This is a genomic window from Microbacterium sp. NPDC086615, from assembly GCF_040686055.1.
In the GTDB taxonomy this organism is placed as follows: Bacteria; Actinomycetota; Actinomycetes; order Actinomycetales; family Microbacteriaceae; genus Microbacterium.
This window is the reverse complement of sequence record NZ_JBFBJJ010000004.1, coordinates 130,043-152,205: the sequence shown is the minus strand read 5'-3', so window position 1 is coordinate 152,205 and position 22,163 is coordinate 130,043. Positions and strand designations below refer to the sequence as shown.

Annotated in this window: 18 protein-coding genes; 7 read left to right on the top strand and 11 right to left on the bottom strand. The window is 69.5% G+C overall.

All coding sequences use genetic code 11. The features are described from left to right. Positions 1-51: 51 nt before the first annotated feature. From AB0O24_RS06195 to AB0O24_RS06165, 7 genes are all read left to right on the top strand, one after another. Positions 52-1,974: a rhamnan synthesis F family protein gene (locus AB0O24_RS06195; RefSeq protein WP_363373396.1), complete on the top strand. Its 1,923-nt coding sequence runs from the start codon at positions 52-54 to the stop codon at positions 1,972-1,974. Beyond that, a complete protein-coding gene (locus AB0O24_RS06190) occupies positions 1,971-3,899 on the top strand; it encodes a rhamnan synthesis F family protein (RefSeq protein WP_363373393.1) in 1,929 nt (642 codons plus the stop codon). The genes AB0O24_RS06195 and AB0O24_RS06190 overlap by 4 nt, the downstream gene beginning before the upstream one ends. A 22-nt stretch (positions 3,900-3,921) precedes the next feature. After that, the gene (locus tag AB0O24_RS06185) at positions 3,922-4,839 is read left to right on the top strand and encodes an ABC transporter permease (protein ID WP_307382311.1); all 918 of its coding nucleotides are present in this window, start codon (positions 3,922-3,924) and stop codon (positions 4,837-4,839) included. Continuing rightward, the gene (locus AB0O24_RS06180) at positions 4,839-6,047 is read left to right on the top strand and encodes an ABC transporter ATP-binding protein (RefSeq protein ID WP_363373389.1); all 1,209 of its coding nucleotides are present in this window, start codon (positions 4,839-4,841) and stop codon (positions 6,045-6,047) included. Before AB0O24_RS06185 ends, AB0O24_RS06180 begins: the two co-directional genes overlap by 1 nt. Before the next feature lie 64 nt (positions 6,048-6,111). Then, positions 6,112-6,741: an acyltransferase gene (locus AB0O24_RS06175; protein ID WP_363373387.1), complete on the top strand. Its 630-nt coding sequence runs from the start codon at positions 6,112-6,114 to the stop codon at positions 6,739-6,741. Next, entirely contained in the window at positions 6,734-7,831 is a 1,098-nt protein-coding gene (locus AB0O24_RS06170) for a DegT/DnrJ/EryC1/StrS family aminotransferase (protein WP_363373385.1), read from the top strand. Before AB0O24_RS06175 ends, AB0O24_RS06170 begins: the two co-directional genes overlap by 8 nt. Then, entirely contained in the window at positions 7,828-8,838 is a 1,011-nt protein-coding gene (locus tag AB0O24_RS06165; RefSeq protein WP_363373383.1) for a Gfo/Idh/MocA family oxidoreductase, read from the top strand. Before AB0O24_RS06170 ends, AB0O24_RS06165 begins: the two co-directional genes overlap by 4 nt. A 63-nt stretch (positions 8,839-8,901) precedes the next feature. On the opposite strand, the gene AB0O24_RS06160 is transcribed toward AB0O24_RS06165, so the two are convergent. From AB0O24_RS06160 to AB0O24_RS06110, 11 genes are read right to left on the bottom strand one after another with little or no spacing between them, the layout of a single operon-like run. Beyond that, complete coding sequence (locus AB0O24_RS06160; RefSeq protein WP_307382294.1) at positions 8,902-9,864, bottom strand: glycosyltransferase family 2 protein; 963 nt, start codon at positions 9,862-9,864, stop codon at positions 8,902-8,904. Further along, positions 9,857-10,297: a GtrA family protein gene (locus AB0O24_RS06155; RefSeq protein ID WP_307382291.1), complete on the bottom strand. Its 441-nt coding sequence runs from the start codon at positions 10,295-10,297 to the stop codon at positions 9,857-9,859. Before AB0O24_RS06155 ends, AB0O24_RS06160 begins: the two co-directional genes overlap by 8 nt. A gap of 5 nt (positions 10,298-10,302) precedes the next feature. Then, on the bottom strand, positions 10,303-12,570 hold the full coding sequence (locus AB0O24_RS06150) for a glycosyltransferase (protein WP_363373380.1): 2,268 nt from the start codon (positions 12,568-12,570) through the stop codon (positions 10,303-10,305). Beyond that, positions 12,570-13,511: a UDP-glucuronic acid decarboxylase family protein gene (locus tag AB0O24_RS06145; protein WP_363373378.1), complete on the bottom strand. Its 942-nt coding sequence runs from the start codon at positions 13,509-13,511 to the stop codon at positions 12,570-12,572. The genes AB0O24_RS06150 and AB0O24_RS06145 overlap by 1 nt, the downstream gene beginning before the upstream one ends. A gap of 31 nt (positions 13,512-13,542) precedes the next feature. After that, on the bottom strand, positions 13,543-14,424 hold the full coding sequence (locus AB0O24_RS06140; protein WP_363373375.1) for a glycosyltransferase: 882 nt from the start codon (positions 14,422-14,424) through the stop codon (positions 13,543-13,545). An 11-nt stretch (positions 14,425-14,435) separates the two neighbouring features. Continuing rightward, complete coding sequence (locus AB0O24_RS06135) at positions 14,436-15,317, bottom strand: glycosyltransferase family 2 protein (protein WP_363373373.1); 882 nt, start codon at positions 15,315-15,317, stop codon at positions 14,436-14,438. Continuing rightward, complete coding sequence (locus AB0O24_RS06130; RefSeq protein WP_363373370.1) at positions 15,314-16,582, bottom strand: lipopolysaccharide biosynthesis protein; 1,269 nt, start codon at positions 16,580-16,582, stop codon at positions 15,314-15,316. The genes AB0O24_RS06135 and AB0O24_RS06130 overlap by 4 nt, the downstream gene beginning before the upstream one ends. Next, complete coding sequence (locus AB0O24_RS06125; RefSeq protein ID WP_363373368.1) at positions 16,579-17,703, bottom strand: glycosyltransferase family 1 protein; 1,125 nt, start codon at positions 17,701-17,703, stop codon at positions 16,579-16,581. Before AB0O24_RS06125 ends, AB0O24_RS06130 begins: the two co-directional genes overlap by 4 nt. Continuing rightward, positions 17,703-18,932 carry a glycosyltransferase family 2 protein gene (locus AB0O24_RS06120; RefSeq protein ID WP_363373365.1) on the bottom strand — a complete coding sequence of 410 codons (1,230 nt, stop codon included), beginning with the start codon at positions 18,930-18,932 and terminating at the stop codon, positions 17,703-17,705. The genes AB0O24_RS06125 and AB0O24_RS06120 overlap by 1 nt, the downstream gene beginning before the upstream one ends. Continuing rightward, on the bottom strand, positions 18,929-20,125 hold the full coding sequence (locus tag AB0O24_RS06115) for a glycosyltransferase family 4 protein (protein ID WP_363373362.1): 1,197 nt from the start codon (positions 20,123-20,125) through the stop codon (positions 18,929-18,931). The genes AB0O24_RS06120 and AB0O24_RS06115 overlap by 4 nt, the downstream gene beginning before the upstream one ends. 2 nt (positions 20,126-20,127) lie before the next feature. Beyond that, positions 20,128-22,047 carry a DUF6541 family protein gene (locus AB0O24_RS06110; protein ID WP_363373360.1) on the bottom strand — a complete coding sequence of 640 codons (1,920 nt, stop codon included), beginning with the start codon at positions 22,045-22,047 and terminating at the stop codon, positions 20,128-20,130. Positions 22,048-22,163: the final 116 nt, after the last annotated feature.

The window sequence follows — 22,163 nt, the reverse complement described above, 5'->3', positions numbered from 1 at the left end:
GCATTCGAGAGAACCGCGGGATGAATCGAGGGGGCTGAAGTGGAGCATGCGTTGGTTTTCCCCTCCGATGGACGACGACTCGTCGTCTACGTCGTGTACGACCGGCGTGGCGGTGTCGACGATTACGTGGTTCACGCCCTCGAAGGGATGCGCGACCGCACCACCCACATCCTCGCGGTGATCAACGGCAAGCTCTCGGACGACGCGAGACGACGCCTCGAACCGGTGACGGACGAGATCCTGCTGCGGAAGAACGTCGGCTTCGACATCTGGGCGCACAAGGATGCCCTCGACCACATGGGGTCGCGACTGGCGGACTTCGACGAGCTCGTGCTCACCAACGACACGTGGTTCGGTCCCGTGCGTCCGTATGGACCCGTCTTCGACCGCATGGACGCCCTCGACGCCGACTTCTGGGGGATGACCGACCACGCCCGCGAGGAGCCGAACCCCTTCACGGGCGAGGGCGTTCTGCCGTACCACCTGCAGTCGTTCTGGATCGCCGTCCGCCGGCGCATGTTCACGTCGGAGCGCTGGGAGCGCTACTGGCGGGATCTCCCCGAGATGCCGTCGTACTTCGACGCGGTGCTCAAGCACGAGACCATCTTCACTGAGACCTTCACCGAGGCGGGGTTCACCTCGGCGGTGGCCTTCGCGTCGGCCGACTACCCGACCGACCACCCGGCGTTGTTCAATCCCACGCTCCTCATCGACGACGGATGTCCGCTGGTCAAGCGCCGCCCGTTCTTCCACTGGCCGCCGTTCCTCGACCGTCATGCGGTGATCGGTCGCGCGATCCTCGACAAGGTCGCGGCCCACGGCTATCCGACCGCGCTGATCTTCGAGAACTTGGCGCGGACGGTTCCGCCGAAGGTGATCAACACCAATCTGGCGATGCTCGACATCCTCCCCCGCACGGTGGTCACGGCATCCGAGGATCCCTCGACCCTGCGCGTGCTCGTGGTCATCCACGCGACCGGGATCGCCTCGGTCACCCCGCTCGTGGAGCGGCTCAGCTGGTTCCCGGCACCGGTCGACGTGATCGTCACCACGTCGGACGCGGGGCTCGCGCCCGCCCTCGACGAGCTGCTGTCAACCCATGGTCAGAACGTGTCCGCGGCCGAGGTCCGCGTCGTCCCGTCGCCGAACGGCCGCGACATGAGCGCCTTCCTGATCGGATGCCGAGCCGAACTGCTCAGCGACCAGTACGACGTCTTCGTCAAGCTCCACGACCGTCTCCCCGTCCGCCGAGGACGCACGGTGTCGGAGTACTTCCGCCGGTACATGCGCGACAACCTCGTGGGAAGTCCGTCGTACATCGCCAACCTCCTCGCCCTGTTCGTGCGCGAGCCGGGGCTCGGTGCCGTCTTCCCCCCGGTCATCGAGACGGGCTATGCCACGACCGGTGAGGGCTGGTCGTGGTATCGGGGGATGGGTCAAGATGTCGCCGACGATCTCGGCATCCGGGTTCCGCTCGACGGGATCACCCCCCTTTCCCCGCTCGGCGGTATGTGGATCGGACGACCCGCGGGGCTCCGGTCCTACCTGTCGGCGGATTGGACCTACGACGACTTCCGTGATCGATCGCGCGAGCTGGTGCCCGATCTGCAGCGGCTTCTGGAGCGTCTCGTCTCCGTCGCGGTGGGGGAGCAGGGCCTTCACGTGCGGACGGTGCTGGACGCCGAACACGCGAGCCTCACCCACCTCGCGATCGAGTACAAGATCGATCAGCTCGCGGTGAACCTTCCCGGGTATCCGATCGAGCAGATCCAGTTCCTGCACCGTGCGGGCTGGATGGGCACCGCGGGCGCGGTGGCCTTCTTCCGCATGTACATGAAGACGAACCACAACAAGGTCGTCCAGCGCCTCGACCCCGTCATGCACCCGCTCGGACAGGGCGCGCGTGCGGTGCTGCGCCGGGTTCGCGCGGGGGCCGCGGCCGGCCGCGCCCTGGTGAAGGGAGTCCGCCGGTGAGCGGTACCGAGATCGCGCCGCCCCTGCCCTTCCCGGACGGCGGCCGCCGGCTGATCGTGTACACGATCTACGACCGCCGCGGAGAGGTCGAGGACTACGTCCTGCACGCCCTGGCGGCGCTTCGCATGCACGCCGACCGCGTCATCGCCGTGGTCAACGGCGATCTGACCGACGCCGGGCGGACGCGACTGGTCGATGCCGTCGACGAGATCATCGAGCGCGAGAACGCCGGCTTCGACATCGGTGCGCAGCGTGATGCCCTGGCGCGTCTCGGTGAGCGGGTCGCGGAGTTCGACGAGATCGTGCTGACCAACGACACGTGGTTCGGCCCGGTGCGGCCGTTCGGGCCCCTCTTCGACCGCATGAACGCCCGTCCGGTGCACTTCTGGGCGATGACCGATCACGCGGCCGAGGACCATAACCCCATCACCGGCTCGGGGACCCTGCCGTATCACTTCCAGTCGTTCTGGATCGCGGTGCGCCGCGAGATGTTCCAGACCGAGCGGTGGCGGCGTTACTGGGCGGAGCTCCCCGACATCTCCACCTACGTCGACGCCGTCGTCCACCACGAACTCGTCTTCCGTGCGGCATTCGCCGGCAGCGGATTCGTGGGAGAGGCGGCGTTCGCGTCCGACGATTATGCGGTGGTGAACGCCTCGCTCTTCGCCCCGCGCGCGCTCATCGAAGACGGCTGCCCGATCCTGAAACGGCGTCCCTTCTTCCACTGGCCCCCGTTCCTCGACCGTCACGCGGTGATCGGGAGGTGGGCGCTGGAGGCGGCGGCCGAGGGCGGATATCCCGTCGAGATCGCCCTTTCAAATCTTGCGCGCAACGTCGCGCCGAAGGTGTTGAACGCCGACGCCGGACTCATGGACGTGGTGGGCCCGGACCACGCCCCCTACGATCCGACCGCGGCGTTGCGCGTGGTCGTCATCGCCCACATCTTCTACGACGAGATGACCGAGGAGATGATCGAGCGGGCGAACACCGTGCCCGGACCCTACGACCTCGTCGTCACGACCCCCGACGCCGAGCGTGCGCGGCGGATCGAGTCGCGGATCGCCGCCCTGCCAGGTCGGCGCGGATCGGTGGAGGTGCGTGTCGTCGCCTCGAACGACGGCCGCGACCAGAGCGCCTTCCTCGTCGGATGCCGCGACGTCCTGCTGTCGGGTGATTACGACCTCGTCGTCAAGCTCCACAGCAAGAAGACACCCCAGGACGGCTACAACGTCGGCTCGCATTTCCGAGAGCAGCAGTTCTTGAACCTCCTGCACGACGAGGACCACACCTCGCGTGTGCTCGCGCTCTTCCAGCGGGAGCCGGGGCTGGGGCTCGCGTTCCCGCCGATGATCCACATCGGCTACCCCACCCTGGGTCGTGCCTGGTGGTCGAACAAGCCCGGTTTCGAACGGCTCGCGGAGAAGCTGGGCATTCGTGTTCCCCTCGATGACGTGTCGCCGTTGGCCCCATACGGCTCGATGTTCTTCGCCCGGCCTGAAGCCCTTCGTCTGCTCGTCGAGCATCCCTGGGAATACTCCGATTTCGGCGGCGTGGAGGCGTACCAGGACGGGGGGCTGGCACATATCCTGGAACGCATGCCGTCGTACGCGGCAGGAGAATTGGGTTACCACAGCCGGACGATCGTCGCACCCGATTATGCGGCGATCAGCCACACGGCGCTCGATTACAAGCTCGATGAAATGGCCGGAACGACTCCGGGATACGCCTTCGAGAAGATCGATCGTCTTCGGGCGCTCGGATTCGTGGGCACCGGCTCCGGAAAAGACTTCCTCAGGATGTACATGCGCCTGAATCACATGGGCACCGTGCATCGGATGAGGCGAGTGATGGACCCGACCAAGAGCCCGGGTCGATGGATCGACCGGGCCGCGCGCGGGCTGAAGAAACGACGAAAGAACTCATGACGGGACAGCGAGAATGGCAGCGATGAGCCAGGAGAGCGTGGCGCGATTCGCGCGGATCTCCGAAGCGCCGTACGCGGTCGTCGATGCGAAGGGTCGCCGCACCACCGGCCGGCTCGGCAAGGTCGGCGAGATCCTCAAGCGCCGCGACCTGTTGAACCTCCTCGTGCGTCGCGACCTGCAGGCGCGCTACCGCGACAGCTTCCTCGGATTCCTGTGGACCGTCATCCGTCCGCTCATCCAGTTCTTGATGTACTTCATCGTGCTGGGGCAGTTCTTGCGCGCGGCCGAGGGCATCGACAACTTCGCGATCTATCTGTTCTCCGGTCTGACGCTGTACGTGTTCTTCAATGACATGGTGTTCGGCGCGACGGGGTCGATCCTGCAGAACGGCGGACTGGTCAAGAAGATCTACCTGCCTCGTGAGATCTTCCCCCTGGCGAGCATCGGCGGAGCGGGGTTCATGTTCCTCGTGCAGCTCGGCGTCCTCGTGGTGGCGGCTCTGCTGTTCCGCGCCCTGCCCGAGCCCGCCGAAATGCTCTGGTTCTTCCCGTCGGTCATCCTGATCACCATCTACGGTCTCGCCATCGGTCTGCTGCTCTCAGCGTTGAACGTCTATCTGCGCGACATCCAGTACCTGACCGAGGTCGTGCTGATGCTCGCGATGTGGGGATCGCCCATCGTCTACTCGTGGCGCATGGTGCAGGACGTCATCGTTCGGTTCCAGTTGCCGGAATGGGTGCTCGACGTCTACGCCTCGAACCCTCTGACCATCGCCGTCCTGGGATTCCACCGCGCGTTCTGGGGCGCGGGGACGCTCGAGGACTACCCCGCCCAGTTGGGGCTGCGGATGCTGATCGCCGGGGTGGTCGGTCTGGTTCTGCTCGTGATCTCGCACCGGGTGTTCACCCGGATGCAGGGCAACTTCGCTCAGGAGCTGTGATGTCGGACACCGCAACCGTCGCGCCGGACATCGTGCGCCTGACCTCGGTCTCGAAGCACTTCCGCGTGCGCAAAGACAACAGCCTGAAAGACCGCGTGGTCCACCTGGGCCGTCTGGGGAAGTCCTTCCGCCGCGACTTCGTCGCGGTGGACGATGTCTCGCTCACGATCCAGGCCGGAACCACCGTCGGACTTCTCGGGGCGAACGGATCCGGAAAGAGCACGTTGCTCAAGCTGATCGGCGGGATCCTCTCGCCGTCGGACGGGTACATCGAGACGCGCGGGCGGATGGCCGCCCTGCTCGAGCTCGGCGCGGGCTTCCACCCCGACCTGAGTGGTCGGGAGAACGTCTACCTGAACGCCTCGATCCTCGGCATGACCCGCGAGGAGATCGATCGCGAGTTCGACAACATCGTCGAGTTCAGCGGCATCGGTGATTTCATCGACACCGCGGTGAAGTTCTACTCGTCGGGGATGTACGTGCGCCTCGCGTTCTCGGTCGCGATCCACACCGACCCCGACATCCTGCTCGTCGACGAGGTGCTCGCCGTCGGCGACGAGACCTTCCAGCGCAAGTGCATGGACCGCATCAACGAGTTCCGAGAGCAGGGGCGCACGATCATCCTCGTGACGCACTCGGCCCAGCAGGTGGCCGAGCTCTGCGACCGAGGCATCGTGCTGAAGGACGGCGCGGTGGTCTTCGACGGCGAGACCCGCGAGGCAATCGGCGCGCTGCGCGACGTGCTCGAGGGTCGTCGCGTCGGTGAGGCCCCGCCCGAGCAGACGGTGCATCCCATCCAGGTCAAGCGGGTCGAACTCCTCGCCGACGACGGCACCCGCACCAAGACCGTGCAGGAGGGCGACCCCCTCACGATCCGCGTGCACGTCGACTCGATGAAGCCCATCGAACGCTGGGAGCTCGGCTTCAGCATCGACACGCCTCTCGGGCACATGGTGCTGGCATCCAACACGGAGATGCTCGAGCACCGTCTCGACCCGATCACGGGACCGGTGTCGATCGACCTGCGTATCGCTTCGGTCAACCTCGGCGCGGGTCAGTACTACGTGAACGCGAACGCCGCCGGAGTCAGCGAGCCGAGCAGCCACGGCCTCGCCCAGGGCGCGCTCTTCACCGTCCGGACGCGCGAGGACGTGACGGTGGGGACCGTGGCCGCCAGCGTCTCGTTCGCCGGTGTGACTCGATCCTGAATTCCCGCTCGCTCCGGGTGATTTCTCCGGGAGCTCTCGCCCCACCCCGATAAGCTGGTCCGCCGTGCACCACTCCGCAACTCCTTCTTCTCTCGCCGAAACGCCCCCTCGGATCGACCCCTCCGCCGATGTGACGGGGGCCTCCATCGGGACCGGCTCGTCGGTCTGGCACCTCGCCCAGATCCGAGAAGGAGCGGCGATCGGTGTGAACTGCGTGATCGGCCGGGGTGTCTACGTCGGTCCCGGTGTCGTGGTCGGGGACGGAAGCAAGATCCAGAATTACGCCCTCGTCTACGAACCGGCGCGCTTGGAGAGAGGCGTCTTCGTGGGGCCGGCGGTGGTGTTCACGAACGACACGTATCCGCGGGCGATCAACCCCGACGGCAGCCCCAAGTCGGCGGCCGACTGGACGCCGGTCGGCGTGACGGTGCGCGAGGGCGCCTCGATCGGTGCGCGCGCGACGTGCGTCGCCCCGGTGGTCGTCGGACGCTGGGCGACGGTCGCCGCCGGTGCCGTCGTGACGAAGGACGTCCCCGACTTCGCGCTCGTCGCCGGGGTCCCCGCTCGCCGTATCGGGTGGGTCGGGCCCGCCGGCGTCCCTCTCGAGAAGCAGGGTGAGGTCTGGGCCTGTCCTCGGACGGGCGCGCGTTTCATCGAGACCGATGGTGTTCTCAAGGAGGAAACCCATGCCTGATCTCATTCCCGCCGCCAAGCCCCTCATCGGCGAGGACGAGCGTGCCGCCGTCGACCGCGTGCTGCGCAGCGGCATGATCGCCCAGGGTCCCGAGGTCGCGGCGTTCGAGCGCGAGTTCGCCGAGCATTTCGTCGAGGGACGCGAAACGGTCGCGGTCAACTCAGGTACGTCGGGTCTCCACCTCGGTCTGCTGGCGTGCGGCATCGGCCCCGGAGACGAGGTCATCGTGCCGTCGTTCACCTTCGCCGCGACCGGTAACTCGGTCGCCCTTACCGGCGCGACCCCCGTGTTCGCCGACATCGACCCCGTGAGCTTCACCCTCGACGTCGCGAGCGTCGAGGCGTCGATCACCCCGCGCACACGCGCGATCATGCCCGTTCACCTCTACGGTCATCCGGCCGACATGGTCGGCCTCACGGCTCTCGCCGAAAGGCACGGCCTGATGCTGTTCGAAGACGCCGCCCAGGCGCACGGCGCGCGGCTGAACGACCAGCCGGTGGGAACCTTCGGCTCGTTCGCGATGTTCTCGCTCTACCCGACGAAGAACATGACCAGCGGCGAGGGGGGTATGGTCACCGCCGGCGGATCCGACGTCGCCCGGATGCTGCGCCTCCTGCGCAACCAGGGCATGGAGCGGCAGTACGAGAACGAGGTCGTCGGGTTCAACGCGCGCATGACCGACCTGCACGCGGCGATCGGTCGTGTGCAGCTCACGAAGGTCGACGCGTGGACGCAGAAGCGGCGCGACAACGCCGCGTTCCTCGACACGCACCTGACGGGCGTGCAGATCCCCGCCGTCGCCGCGGGGGTCCATCACGTCTACCACCAGTACACCGTGCGCGTTCCAGAGGACCGCGACGGGTTCGTCGCGGCCCTCCGCGAGGAGCATCAGGTGGGCAGCGGCGTCTACTACCCGATCCCCAATCACCGGCTTCCCTCGTTGGTTTCGTTCGCCCCCGGTCTCGATCTGCCCGAGACCGAGCGCGCCGCGCAGGAGGTGGTCTCGCTCCCCGTGCACCCCTCGCTGAGCGACGACGACCTGGGGCGCATCGTGACGGCGGTCGTCGCGGTGGCGGGAGCGGGCGCATGACCGCGGCGCTGCGCGCCGGCCTGCTGGGCCTGGGGATGATGGGACGCCACCACGCGCGTCTCCTCCGTGAGATGGACGGGATCGACCTCATCGCCGTCGCCGATCCTGCCGGCGACGTGCACGGGGTCGCGGGGGGACTTCCCGTCCTCCCGGACGTCGAGGCCCTGGCATCCGCGGGTCTCGACATCGCCGTCGTCGCCGTCCCCACACGCTTCCACGCGGCGGCGGCCACGACGCTGGCCGAGGCCGGCGTGCACGTGATGGTCGAGAAGCCGATCGCCGACAGCTCGGAAGAGGGCCGCATCCTGGCCGACCTGTTCGACGCGCGCGGTCTCGTGGGCACCGTCGGTCACGTCGAGCGCTTCAACCCCGCGCTCCAGCAGCTGCGGGCCCGCTTGGCAGAGGGCGAGATCGGCGACGTCTACCAGATCGCCACGCGTCGTCAGAGCACCTTCCCCGCACGCATCGGCGACGTGGGCGTGGCCAAAGACCTCGCCACCCACGACATCGACCTCACCGCATGGGTGGCGCAGTCGTCGTACGCCGCTGTGTCGGCCCAGACGGCGTTCCAGAGCGGGCGGTCGTTCGAGGACATGATCGCCATCTCGGGACGTCTGCAGGACGGCGCGGTGGTGAACCACCTGATCAACTGGCTCAGCCCCATGAAGGAGCGCGTCACGGTCGTGACGGGAGAGCGGGGAACTTTCATCGCCGACACGGCCACGGCCGACCTCACACTGCACCGCAACGGCACGGCGGCTCTGGAGTGGGAGTCCGTCTCGACCTTCCGGGGAGTGTCCGAGGGCGACGTGACGCGGTTCGCGTTCCCGAAGCGCGAGCCCCTGCGCTCCGAGCTCGAGGCGTTCCGCGACGCCGTGAACGGGCAGCCCACCCTTCTTTCCACCATGCGCGAGGCCGTGCACGTGCTCAGCGTGGTCGAGGCGTCGTTGGAGTCGGCATCCGACGACGGACGACTCATCCGCATGGGCCAGCGTGCCGCGTTCTGACGGCTGAGGAGAACACGCGAAAGCGCCCGCCCCTTCCGGGGTGGGCGCTTTCGCTTCGGGCTCTCACCGGGCCGCGAACGGGGTGTGCTCCGGTGTCGACGGCGTGGCCTGGATGTCCAGTTGCAGTGCGCTGATCAGCAGTTGCGTTCCCAGCATGAGCGGGAGGGCCGCGAGCATGACGGTCGCCGCGGTCGCGATGGCCGAGCCGAGGATCTGGAAGAACAGCCAGATCGTGACGATCGCGCCGAAGCCGAGGAACAGTAGACCCAGGAAGAGGAGCAGCGCGATCGGGGAGAACGACCAGAGCACGTAGCGGTACCAGATGCGGTTCCAGAAGCCGACGGTCAAGCGGTGCACGAGTTCGGGGACCACCTTGCTCAGGCGAATGCTCGACACCTCGTCGCCATAGACGGCGGGAATCGGGACGTCGACGGCCGACACCTGCAGGATGTTGAGGTGGATCAGGAGGTCGTTCTCGAAGCTGTAACGCTTGGCGACGCGATCCAGCGGTACACGGCGCAACGCCTCACTTCGGATCGCGGTGTAGCCGTTCTGCGGGTCGAACAGGTTCCAGTAGCCCGACGACAGCTTCGTGATGAAGGACAGCGCGATGTTGCCGAAGACGCGGTATCCGGGCATGCCGGTGAAGGACTCGGGGGAGTAGAAGCGATTCGCCTTCGCGAACCCGTACCCGTCTTCGACCACCCGATCGAGCAGTGCCGGCAGGTACGCGGGGTCCATCTGCGCATCGCCGGCCATGATCACGTTCACATCGCTGCCCAGTTCGAGCGCGGCACGGTGACCGGTGATGATGGCACCGCCGACGCCCTGATTCACCTCGTGGCGGATGAGGGCCACGCGGGGGTCGCCGACCCGCGTGACGGCTCCGCTGGTGTCGTCCGGACTGCAGTCGTCGACGATGACGATGTGATCGACGAAGTCGGGCATCGTCTCGATGACCCGGGCGATCATCTTCTCCTCTTTGTACGCGGGAACGACCGCGGCGATGATGGCGCCTTTATACATGCGAGTGAGAACCTTTCGGGCGGGCGAAGACCCAGTAACGGTACGCGAAGTAATTGCCGACGGTCGTCACCGCGACAGCGAGGACCTTCCCCACGACCCACGACCAGCCGACGGCGTCGGCCAGCGCCACGATGCCCGTGGTGAGGAGCGTGTTCGCCGCGACGAGCAGCGCGTAGCGCACGACGCTCGGGGCCACGGCATCCGAAGCCCGGAAGGCCAGGAGCCGCTGGAGCGTGTAGGTCACGACGAAACTCGCGAGGAACGCCGTCGGCGTCGCGACGGCGAGGGGGACCCCGGCGACGTCGTGGAGGAGCCAGAGCAGACCGAAGTCGAAGGCGAACGCGAGGCCGCCCACCACGAGGTAGCGCACGAGGCTGGACGACCAGAGGCGGGTGAGTCCCCACCCGCGCGGCGAGGGGGACTCCGAAGGCATGGATTCTATTCTGCCAGCCGCGCTGTGCTGTCCGAGACGCCGCGTGACCGTGTCAGCACCGCCTGCAGAGCGGCATTTAGCAGCGTCCGGGCGCGCGCATCGAAGGAGTGCTCGGCGCGGACGCGCTCCGACACCGCCGTCAGGGTCGCGGTGTCGGGGAACACGGCATCCCGATCTCCGGACAGCATCTCGATGAGCTCCGGGACCGTGTCGTAGGTCGCGACCGCCCCGCCGAACAGGGCGTCGATCCCCTCGACCCGGTCGCTGATGGCACGTCCGCCCGCGGCGACCACGTCGAAGAGGCGGTTGCCGATGAAGCCGCGGCGCTGCATGGCGGGCCAGTGGTCGTTGAGCACGACACCGGCGCTCTCGTAGAGCGCCGGGAGCTCGTCGTTCGCGACGCCGGTCGCGCGGATGTGCGCGGCCGGGATCCACCCGCGCCAGTCCGGTCCGATCACCGTGACGGGAATCCCGGCGCGGATCGGTTCGACCACGGACGGGCGCAGGATGCCGCGAGCCGTGCCGACGAAGAGGATGTCATCGCCGCGCGGCCGACCGGTCGGACGGAAGCGGGTCGCGTCGGTGCACTGCAGGAGCGGGCTGATGTCGACCCCGAGCTCGGCGCCGGCCGCGCGAGCCCAGGGTGCCGAGGCGGCGAAGACGCGGTCGAAACCGGCCACGTCGGCGCGGGTGATCTCGTCGGGGTGGCTGATCACCCACAGGAGCGAGACGCCGTAGGGGGAGGCCTCGAGGGGTTCCGGGCCGCGTAGGGCGACGGTGACGTCGTCGAGGTGACGGGTGGAACGCTTGCGCGCGGCGTAGGAGTCGATGACCACCTCTTGTCCGAGACGGCGCAGGGCCCCCGCGAGGGCGCGTGCGAAGTGGGTGTCTCCCCACCCCTCGGCGCGGGGTCCGACCGGGATGGCGGTGCGCAGCGCCCAGCGCAGGACAGGCACGTCCGTTCCGTCGGCGAGCGTCGTGCGGCGGGGCGGGCGTCGCACGCGCGGCGACGGCCCCTCGGGCACACGTTCCCAGCCCGCGCGAAGGAGGAGGTCGTCGGTCTCGATGAGCCTCACCGCGGAACGGATGCCGTCGAGGTCGGCGCGTGGGGCGGTCGAGCGAGTACGCGTCTCGAGGTCGAGCGCGACGATCGCACGCGCTCCGACGAGGCTCGCGGCATCCGATCCGCGCAGGTCGGACCGGACGTCGTCGCGGCGGACGGCGAACGTGAGGCCGGCGAGAGCGGGCACCTCGAGGTTCGTGTCGGTGCCGAGCGCGGAGATGTCTTCGACGGGGTGCCCCGCGAGGAAACGTCCCTCGGCGTCGGCGCCGACGGCCGCGATGGTCCCGTCACCGTCGCGCCAGACCGGGGCCACGGCCGTGCCGACCGGTTCGGTCTCGACGCGTTCGGCGAGACGGACCGCGTCCGCGGCGGTGAGCGTCTCATTGGGCCCGCGAACCACGACGACCTCGGCCGTCGAGCTTCGCAGGAGTTCGTCGAGAGCCCGGGCGGGATCGTCGTGGCGACGACGGCTTACGCGGACCCGCGGGTGCGAGGCCGCCATCATCGACGCGAGCGTCCAGTCCTCGGCGCGGCCGTCCATCACCGCGATGGCGACGCCCTGGTCGTCGCGATCGGCGAAGAGCACCGCCTCGGCGAGGGATTCGTCGAAGTCCCATTCGTCGGGTCCGAGCGCGAGAATGAGCTCGCGTTCGAGCGGGCGCTCCCCGGGGGTGGCCGGCACTTCGCCGCCGACGCGCGCCCGATGCGCGGCCCGTGTGATGACGGTCGAGAGTTCGGCCCACGACGCCGCGGCGGGTTCGGCTTCGGGACCGTACGGGAGCGAATGCGTTTCGCGGCGTCGCCACGCGTGCCCCACGGGGCCGCCCGGGGCGTCCCACGCGTCGGGGTGTCGGGCGCCGTAGGCGTGCGCGTCCCACAGCGGGCTCACCTGCAGACCCCGAGGGTCGGCGACGAGGTAGGCGTAGAGGGCCGGGACGCGCCACGCCTCGGGGAGGTGGTCGCCCACGGCGGTGTCGACGAAGAGAGGCGACAGGCGCAGGCCGGTGCGGAATCCGCCGTTCACGTATCGACGCACGGCCGCGGCCTCGGAGAGCGTCTTCCCGGTCTGCGCGCGGACGTAGGCGAGGTCGACGATGCCCGCGCGCCGGATGACCCGTGCCCACCAGATGCGATCGGCCCGCGCGACGACGGGGCGCAGGAGGGCGGAGTCCCGCGCGGCGCGCACGCGCGAGCGGAGAGCGGACAGCATCAGTCCGTCAGGACGGAGCGGAAGTAGTCGATCGTGCGCTCGAGGCCGGGACGCAGCGCGACCGTCGGCTCCCACCCGAGCTCGCGGCGCGCGAGGTCGATGTTGGGCTGCCGCTGCTTGGGGTCGTCCTGCGGAAGCGGGCGGTGTTCGATCGTGGAGGAGCTCCCGGTGATCTCGAGCACGGCGTTCGCGAGCTCGAGCATGGTGAACTCGCCCGGGTTGCCGACGTTGATGGGGCCGGTCACGTCGTGGCCGGTGTTCATCAGACGGACCATGCCGTCGACGAGGTCGTCGACGAAGCAGAACGAGCGGGTCTGCGAGCCGTCTCCGTAGATCGTGATCGGCTCGCCGCGGAGGGCCTGCACGATGAAGTTCGAGACCACGCGCCCGTCGTTCGGGTGCATGCGCGGGCCGTACGTGTTGAAGATGCGGATGACCTTGATCGACAGGTCGTGCTGGCGGCGGTAATCGAAGAACAGCGTCTCGGCGGCGCGCTTGCCCTCGTCGTAGCAGGAGCGCGTGCCGATGGGGTTCACGTTGCCCCAGTAGTCCTCGGTCTGCGGGTGCACGGCCGGGTCGCCGTAGACCTCGGAGGTCGATGCCTGGAGGATCGGCACGCGCAGGCGCTTGGCGAGGCCCAGCATGTTGATCGCGCCCATGACGCTGGTCTTCGTGGTCTGCACCGGGTCGTGCTGGTAGTGCACGGGCGACGCGGGGCACGCCAGGTTGTAGATCTGGTCGACCTCGACGTACAGCGGGAAGGTCACATCGTGCCGGAGAAGCTCGAATCGCGGGTTGTCGAAGAGGTGCTCGACGTTGCGACGGGACCCCGTGAAGAAGTTGTCGACGCAGATGACCTCGTTGCCCTCGGCCAGGAGGCGCTCGGAGAGATGGGACCCGATGAAGCCGGCGCCGCCGGTGATGAGAACTCTGGATGACACGTTCTCAGCGTAACAGCGGGGTCTCGGGCGCTCAGCGGGTCGCGGAGACCATGCGCGCCTGGCCGAAGGTGCGCCCGAGGGTCCCCTCGAGGCGACCGAGGAACATCGGCCACCCGTCGCCGAGGGTGATCGGTCGCGGGTTGCGGACACCGTAGAGCAGACCCGCGGCGGTGAAGGCGAGTCGCCACCAGAGCGGGTATCCGTGGACGGCGAACGCGCGCCCCGTGCCGCGGCCGTAGGCGCGCAGCTTGCGTCGCCTTTCCGCCGTGCTCAGCCCGAAGCCGGTCGAGATCCCATCGACGTGGACGTCGGCGGGGAGCCACCGGAACTCGCGGACCAGGCGCGGCTCTTGCGCCATCGCGCGCAGCAGCAGATCGGTGCCCTCGGCCACCTGCCAGGGCGACGCGGACCCGGGACCCATGTTCTCGTCGAATCCGCCGACGGCGTCGAAGAGCGAGCGGCGGATGAGGATGCCCATCTCGATGACCGACCACACGTTGTACTTGTCGAGCGGCGTTCCCGCGGACGGCAGCGTCGTCTTGGGGCCGCGCTCATCCCAGGAGGTGAACCCGCCCGCGAGGAAATCGGCCCCGTCGACGGCGGCGTGCAGGGCGGCGACGGTGCCCGCCGGGTAGGTCGTGTTGTCGTTGGGGAAGGTGACGACGGCATCGCCGGCCGGGAGGGCGGCGACGCCGGTGTTCCGGCCCAACGAGGCACCCCGGGCCGAGGTCGTCGCGGTCACCGGAACACCGCGCGCGGCGAACTCGGCGGCGAGGGCCGCCACATCGTCCTGGGCGCCCTGCGCGACGAGGACGACGTGGTCGCCCTCCCTCAGTTGGTCCTCGAGGGAGGCGAGAAGCGCGCGGAGCGGCTCGAGCCGCCCCAGGGTCGTCACGACGAAGCCGATGGTCATGGGGCGTCCTCTCAGGGCAGGGCGTTGACGGCCGGGTAGGCCGGATCGGGAGCGGGGGAACCGAGACGCCAGCCCGCTCGAACGTAGGCGGCACCGCGTCGATCTCCCTGGGCCAGGGTGAGCAGGACCTTCGCGCTGAGGCGGGCGAGGCCCGTGGCGGTCGTGGCGCCGCCGTGCAGGGTCAGGAAGTGACGGAATGCCTGGCTCGAGTACGCGAGGATGCGCGAGCCCGCGCGTGAGTGGGAGGACGAGACCGCGTGGGTGAGCACGGCGTCGGCGACCTCGGCGAACCCGATGCCCCGCTCACGCAGGCGGAAGCCGTACTCGACGTCCTCCCAGTACATGAAGAAGCGCTCGTCGAGGAGTCCCGCCGTCTCGAGCGTCGAGCGTCGCAGGAGGACGCACGCCCAGGTGAGGAAGTCCGGCTGCTCCCCGGGGCGCGGCTGTCGGATCCCCCAGGTCAGGCGGTTCACGATCCCGCCGGCGGAGAAGCGCTGGCCGTCGGGGGTGACGATGCGCGGTCCGACGACCCCGAGGGACGCATCCGTGGCCAGCGCTTCACGCAGAAGGTCGATGTCGTCGACGGGAAGGGTGGCGTCGTTGTTCATCACGAGCAGGAGATCGATCTCGTCGTCGGCGAGGAGGACCTTCATCCCCGCGTTCACCCCGACCGCGAATCCGGTGTTGGCGCTCAGCTCGACGAACTCGATGCGGTCGTCGGGCGCGAAGGCATCCTGGATCGTCCCATCGGCCTCGTTGTCGACGACGACGACACGGGTGACGGCCGGTGAGGCGAGGAGCCCGGTCACGCACTCCACGGTCTGGACACGGTCGCGCCAGGTCAGGACGACGGCGCCGATGCGCGTGGTCGCATCTCGGGGGGAGGGGGTCATGCGGTGCGGTCCTGTTCTCGTCGGGCCGGAGGGGACGCGATGTCGCGCATCGCGAGGGCACACGGTCGCCACAGCAGGAGGGTGGCCAGGCCCTCGGTGAGGGCGTAGCCGAGGGCTGCGCCGAGGGGGCCGATCACGATGGCCATCGCGACCATGGCGGGGACGCCGATCGCCGTCGCAACGAGCGTAACGGTCATCACCAGACGGGCCTTACCCGCGGGGAAGAGCACGTGACGTGTCATGGAGGTACGGACGGAGAGGAAGAGGAAGACGAGGCCCATCGCCGCGACGAGATCGAGCCCTGCCGCGGCCGACTCCCCGAACATCACCAGGCTGACCCACGGTCCGAGGACGGTGAGGACGACGGCGCCCAGGAGACCGAAGGCGACGTGCGTGCCGAGGGCGACGCGCAGGCGGCGTCGGCGGTCGAGGGGATCGCCCTCGCTCACCCAGCTCTGGAAGGCGCTCGCCAGGGTGAACGGGAGCACGCTGCCGAGCTTGAACATCTTGTCGGCCGAGGCGTATCCCGCCGCAGCCGAGGGCAGCGCCGTGACGTTCACGAGCGGCGCGGGAACGCTCGAGTACGCGCTCAGAGCGGCATCGTTGACCGCGACCGGCAGACCCGCGCGCAGGAGTCCGGGGACCTCGCGCGCGGGAGGCCAAGGACCCGGATGCCGACGCAGCAGCCGCGCGCTGAACAGCGTCGTGCCGCCCAGCGTCACGAGGATGCCCGCGATCGGGTAGAGCTCGACGATCCCGGTGAGAAGGATCGCTCCCGCGGCGAGGGCGGTGGCGACAACGCGCGGGACCGCGTCGAAGAAGATGATCGTGCGCGGATCGCCCACCCCGGCGCAGTACCACGTGAACGACAGGGCGATCAGGGCGCCCTGAACGCCCATCAGCACCGTCAGCAGCTCGGATCCGGGCGACGCCACGAACCAGCACACCACCGCGAGGATGGGCAGAACGATCGCGGCGAGCAGGAGTCGCACGACGATCGAGTCACGGTACAGCCGCGCGCGCCGGTCGTCGTCGGGGGCGATCGAGATGAGGGCCGGGCCGACGGCCGTCCACCCGTAGCCGATCGCGATCGCGGCGAACGTGCCGATGGCTTCGCCCGCGACCGCGCTCGCCCAGCCGCCGTCGCCCGCGAGGCGCGAGATCAGGGGGAGGACGAGGAGCGGGGAGATCGCCGCGATCGCGGGGACCACCATGAACCCCACGAGGCGTCCGCGCAGCGGCGCCGGCCCCGCGGTGTCGGTCATCGCGGCTCCCCGAGGGCGCGATCGAGAACCGTCGCGACGCCGTCCGCCGCATCGTCCCAGGTGAATCGCGAGGCCCACTCTCGAGCGGCGTCGCGCGTCGCGGCATCCGGTGGATCCGCGAGGACCGTGCGGATCGCCGCGCCGAAGGCCGTGGCATCCGTCGCATCGGCGTACCGGGCGGCCGTGCCCCCCACCTCGCGGAGCACGGGGACGTCGTTCGCGAGGACGGGAACGGCTCGCCGCAGGGCGTCGACGACGGGGAGACCGAACCCCTCGACCAGCGAGGGACAGGCGTAGAGGTCGGCGACCTGGAACAGCGCTTCGAGCTGAGCGTCGCTCACCCAACCGGGGAGCACCACGTCGCGGGCGAGGCCCAGGCGATCGACGTCGGCGGCGAGAGGGTCGGGCAGCCGGCTGCCCGCGACGACCGTGACGGGCCGCTCGGCGGGGGGAAGGGATGCCACGGCCTCGAGCAGTCCGCGGAAGTTCTTGTGCGGCATCCGGTTGCCGACGCTGAGGACGATCGGCCGGTCGGAGGGGAGGCCCAGGGAGGAGAGCACTCGTGCGGGGTCGTCCTGAGGGCGGGGGTCGGTGCTGCCGTTGTGGACGACCGCGATGCGCTCCGCGGGAACGCCGAGGTGGGCGCCGACGCTCGCGGCGGCCGCGTGCGAGACCGTGAGGACGTGGTCGGCAGTGCGGGCCGAGCGGCGCATGAGGAACGACGTGACGGCGCGCTGAGCGCGATCGGCCATGCCACCGGGCACCTCGTCGTAGATCGCATCGTGGACGGTGACCACGCGCCGGACGCCGCGGAAGATCGGTCCGAAGTTCGCCGGGGCCCAGACGAGGTCGGCTCCGTAGCGACGAGCGAGCAGATCGGTCGACGTGACCGCGCCGAGCGCCCACGTCGCCGGGTCGGCCCCCACCCAGGGCACGATCTGTACGGCGCCGGGGAAGAAGGTGGCGACGCGCCCGCTCCCTGCGCGCCCCGTGAGGGCGGCGAAGCGGGCGTGCGGCATCCGTTCGGCGAGGCGCGGGAGGAGCTCCCGCACGTAGGTCTCGGTCCCGCCGCGTGAGCCGGTGAACCCGAGCAGGTCGACGAGGATGCGGCGCGCGGCCATCAGCTCTCGATGACGGCTTCGGGCCGCTGCTCGCGTCGCGGCGTGGTGAGGACGCCCGAGAAGAAGCTCATCATCACGGTCTGGAAGCCGAGGATGATCGTGAGGGCGCTCGGCACGGCGATACGCACCGCCTGGGCCGCGTTCTGCTGCCCGAAGTCGAGGCTTCCCCACAGCGTCACCTGCACGATGCCGATGACGACGCCCAGGAGGAAGAGGCCGAGTCCGATGAGCAGACCGCGCTCGGCGGACCACTTCGCGACGATCCGTCGATATCTCTCGCTCGTGGGGAGGAACCCCTCCTGCGTGGCGTAGAGCTTCGTGAGCCAGAAGAACAGCAGGGATTGGAAGCCGATCACGCACAGGGCGCTGGCGTAGACCATGGTCGTGACGTCGAACCCGACCCCGGCGATCTCGACACCGCCGAACGAGAGCACGGCGACGGTGATCGCGCCCAGGAAGAACGCGACGAGCCCGGGGTAGACGAACAGCCACCGCGGGGCGAAAAGCAGCAGGAACCGGAGGTGGCGCCAGCCGTCGTGCCAGCTGCGCAGGTGCGGCGGGCGCGAGCGTCCGTCCTTCTTCAGCGTCGTCGGGACCTCTTCGATGCGGTACCGCGCGAGCGAGGCGCGCACGACCATCTCGGAGGCGAACTCCATGCCGGTCGTCTGGAGGTCGAGGTCGCGGATGCGCGCGCGGTTGAAACCGCGCAGACCGCAGTGGAAGTCGCGGATGCCGGGACGGAAGAACAGCTCCCCGATGAAGGACAGAACCGGGTTTCCGAGGTACTTGTGCAGCGGCGGCATGGCGCCGGGGGCGATGCCCCCGCGGAAGCGGTTGCCCATGACCAGATCGGCGCCGGCGCGGAGGCGCTCGACGAAGGGCTCGAGGTTCTCGAAGTCGTAGCTGTCGTCGGCGTCGGCCATGATCACGAACCGGCCGCGGGCCGTCTCGATGCCGTTGATGAGCGCTGCTCCGTAGCCACGTCGCGGGGCGTGCGAGACGCGGGCGCCGAGCCGCTCGGCGATCGCCTGCGATCCGTCGGTGCTGCCGTTGTCCGAGATGAGGACCTCACCGCGGATGCCGCTGCGCGCGAGGAACCCCTGCGCCTTGCGGATGCACACCTCGAGGGTCTCCGCCTCGTTGAGACAGGGCATGAGGATCGTCAGCTCGACGTCGTTGTGCGGGGCGGGATCGCTCGAGGCGGGATCGGTCGGTACGGGACTGGTCAAGGCGTGTCTTCTTTCGTCTTCACCGTGGAGCGCTTCGGCAACGCGAGTGCCGACGCGATGCCCTCCACGGTGCGGCGGATGGTGCGGGTGCGGACGGCGGTGTCGTACCAGGCGCGCGCGGTGCGGCGGAGGTCGTCACCCCCGTCGGCGACGGCCCGGATGGCGCGGGCGAGATCGTCGGGGCGGGTGGTCGGGGCGACGACGCCATTGACGCCCTCGTCGATGAGCTCGGTGGCGGCGTTGCCCTCGTGCGCGACGAGGACCACCGGGGTGCCGTGGGCGTTGGCCTCGACGACGACGAGACCGAAGCCCTCGCGGCGCGACGGGTGCACGAGCGCGAGTGCTCCGTGCAGGAGCGTGTCGAGCTCGGCATCCGAGACGAATCCGGGGAACTCGGTCCACTCCTCTCCGCCGACCCTGCGCACCTCGGCGCGCACGGCGTCGGAGCTCGGGCCGGTGCCGAGGATCACCAGGCAGAGGTCGGCGAGGCTCTCGCGCGCGGCGGCGACCGCGGCGGGAATGACCTCGACCTGCTTGTCGGGGATGTGGCGGCCGACGTAGAGGACGTAGGGAGGGTGCGCCGCGGGGCCGGGGGTCTCGACCTCGACGGCGTCGTCGATCAGCCCCGGGCTGACGAGAGGCGGACGGCGCAGCCCCTCGGCGCGCAGGCGCGTCGCCGTGAGCTGGGAGTGGCAGGTGGCGAGGGGGGTGATCGCGATCGCCGCGCGCTGCAGCAGCCACGCGATCGTCCCCGTGACCAGGCCCGAGTACTCGACCCACTGGCGTCGGTGCCAGACCTCGAGGTAGTCCACGACGACCCGGGTTCCCGAGCCGAGAAGGGCCAGACGGGCCGCGAAGACGTTGAAGATCGGCAGGCCGCTCACGATCAGCGCGGTGTAGCGACGGCGGCGGCGAACGAGCGCACGGAAAAGCGCGGCCGCGTACCGCAGGGCCGCCGGGATACGCCGGACCCCGCCGGGGGAGTACAGGTTCAGGCGGCCCGTGAGAGGCCGGATGCGGAAGTGCTCCTCGGTCGGCGTCGGACCGTCCCACTGCACGGCCGTGAGGTAGTCGACCTCGAGCCCGCGACGACCGAGCTCGTCGGCCTGCGCGCGGTACTGGCGCTCGCCGCCGCCGGTGGAGTAGGGGAAGAGGCAGTCGTAGGCGACCGCGACCGTCGTCTCGCGCGCCATGATCAGCACCCCTCGATCCGGAACAGGCGGGCCTCCGGGCCCTGGGAGTCGACGAGGACGAGGTGCGATGACGGCGTGAGGTCCTGGATGCCGTCGTACGGCAGGGCTCCGTACGGATCGTCGATGACGTCGCGCCGACCGAAGTCGAGCACGTAGTCGATCCCGAGGTCGTCGACCGTGGAACAGACGGCGGGATCGGTCTCGATGTCGCGCAGGTGGGAGTTGAGGAAGAGGAGCTCGGGGGAGGGGGAGCCGAAGACGTGCCGCTGGGTCACCTCGCGGTCGGCGAGGGCGAGGGCCAGCGACGTCCCCGTCCGCGGGCTGCCGATGATGAGCGCGTCGTCGGGGGTCTCGTCGTCGAGACGTTCGAGCAGGGCGTGCTCGTCGGCGGACAGGATGAGCGCGTCGTCGGTGTAGGCGTAGGCCTCGCGCACCTGGGCGAGCGCGATCCGGACGTTGGGGCCGACCACGACAGAGAAGACGGCGATGACCGCCACCACCGCGGCCGTCACGCGCGTCCATCGCGGCAGTGACCACCGCGTCGCCCACCGTCGAGCCGTATCGACGATCGCGAGTGCGCCGAGGGTCGCGACGGGGATCGCGGCGAGGGGGAGGAGCGCGGCGAGGCGGTTCGAGTCGTTGTACCAGGGGTTCGTCAGCAGCTGGCGCACGGGGGAGTCGATGCGCAGGCCCGACACCACCATGAACAGCGCCACGGCGACGGCGAACACAGCGAGAACGGGGATCCATCGGGGACGACGGGCGACGGCGACGAATCCGGCCACGAGGAGCGCGACCACGACGATGGTCGGGCTGAAACCGCGGGGCGAGGCGAAGAGTCCCTCGCCCGCGGCCTGCGCGAGGTTCTGCCACGGCTCCCAGCGGGAGTGCTCGGCGCCCGTGCGGAAAACGGCCCACACGACGGCCATGATGGCACCGAACCCGACGATCGCCACCGCGACGCCGACCACCGACGAACGGGTGCGGGCGTCGACCGCGCGGATGGCCAGGATGCCGATGACGAGGGCGGCCGAGAAGGCGAGGAGCGAGAGGAACGCGTTCGGATGGCCGAGGAAAACGCCGCCCGCGAGCAGCGCGACGAGCAGGAGGGCACGCGTGAGCGCCCGCGGACCGCGGTCGTCCAGCGCCGTGACCACCGTCGACAACGCGGCCGGCACCATCGCGTAGCCGATGAGGTTGGGGTAGAGCACCCCCCAGTTGAAGAAGAGAGCGGGGAAGGCTCCGAAGCCCGCGGAGAGCGCGGCGGCGGTGACGTAGGCGGTCCGCCGCTGCGCGAACAGGGCGCCGACGAGGGCCATGATCGACGCCGGCCACAGCACCGACACGAAGGCCAGATTCGCGCCGTTGACGGCGACCGGCACGGAGGCACCGGTGAGCTCGACGGCCAGCGTGGTCAGGGCGTGCCACCCGTTGGGATAGAACCCGATGTCGCTCGTCGCGCCGATCTGGAAGCCGGAGGCGTCGCCGTTCTGCACCGCCAGGGCGATCGCATTGAGATGGACGATGTTGTCGAACCGCTGCGCGATGTTGTCGGGGGAGCCGAACGCGCGAGCGAACATCACGGTCGTGACCGCGGCGGTCGCCGCGAGCGAGAGCACCGCCGTCAGAAGGGTGCGGCGCGCAGCCGGTGCCGGGTCGGCTCCGTTTCCGCGGCGTAGCAGCAGCGCGATGCCGACCACGACGAGGGTGAACAGCGCGAGGGGCAGGAGGCCCCACCGCAGCCCGACGAAGTGCGCGATCGTGGTGGCGGCCGCGGCGAGGGTCGCGGAGATCGCGGGAGCCAACAGCAGGCGCTGCGGATTGCGTACGCCCCATCCGGCCGCGACCACGGCGGCGCCGGGGAGGATCAGGACCAGGACGACGACGACGTACGACGGAACGGCGCTGATCCAGTCACCCATACGATCCGTCTCCGTCAGTTCCGTTTTCGACACGTCATCGTATCCGACGGTCTCTGCGCGCCCGCTGAGCCGCCCCGTGCAACCGCGGAGGGGCCCGCGGGTAGGATGGTCGGCGT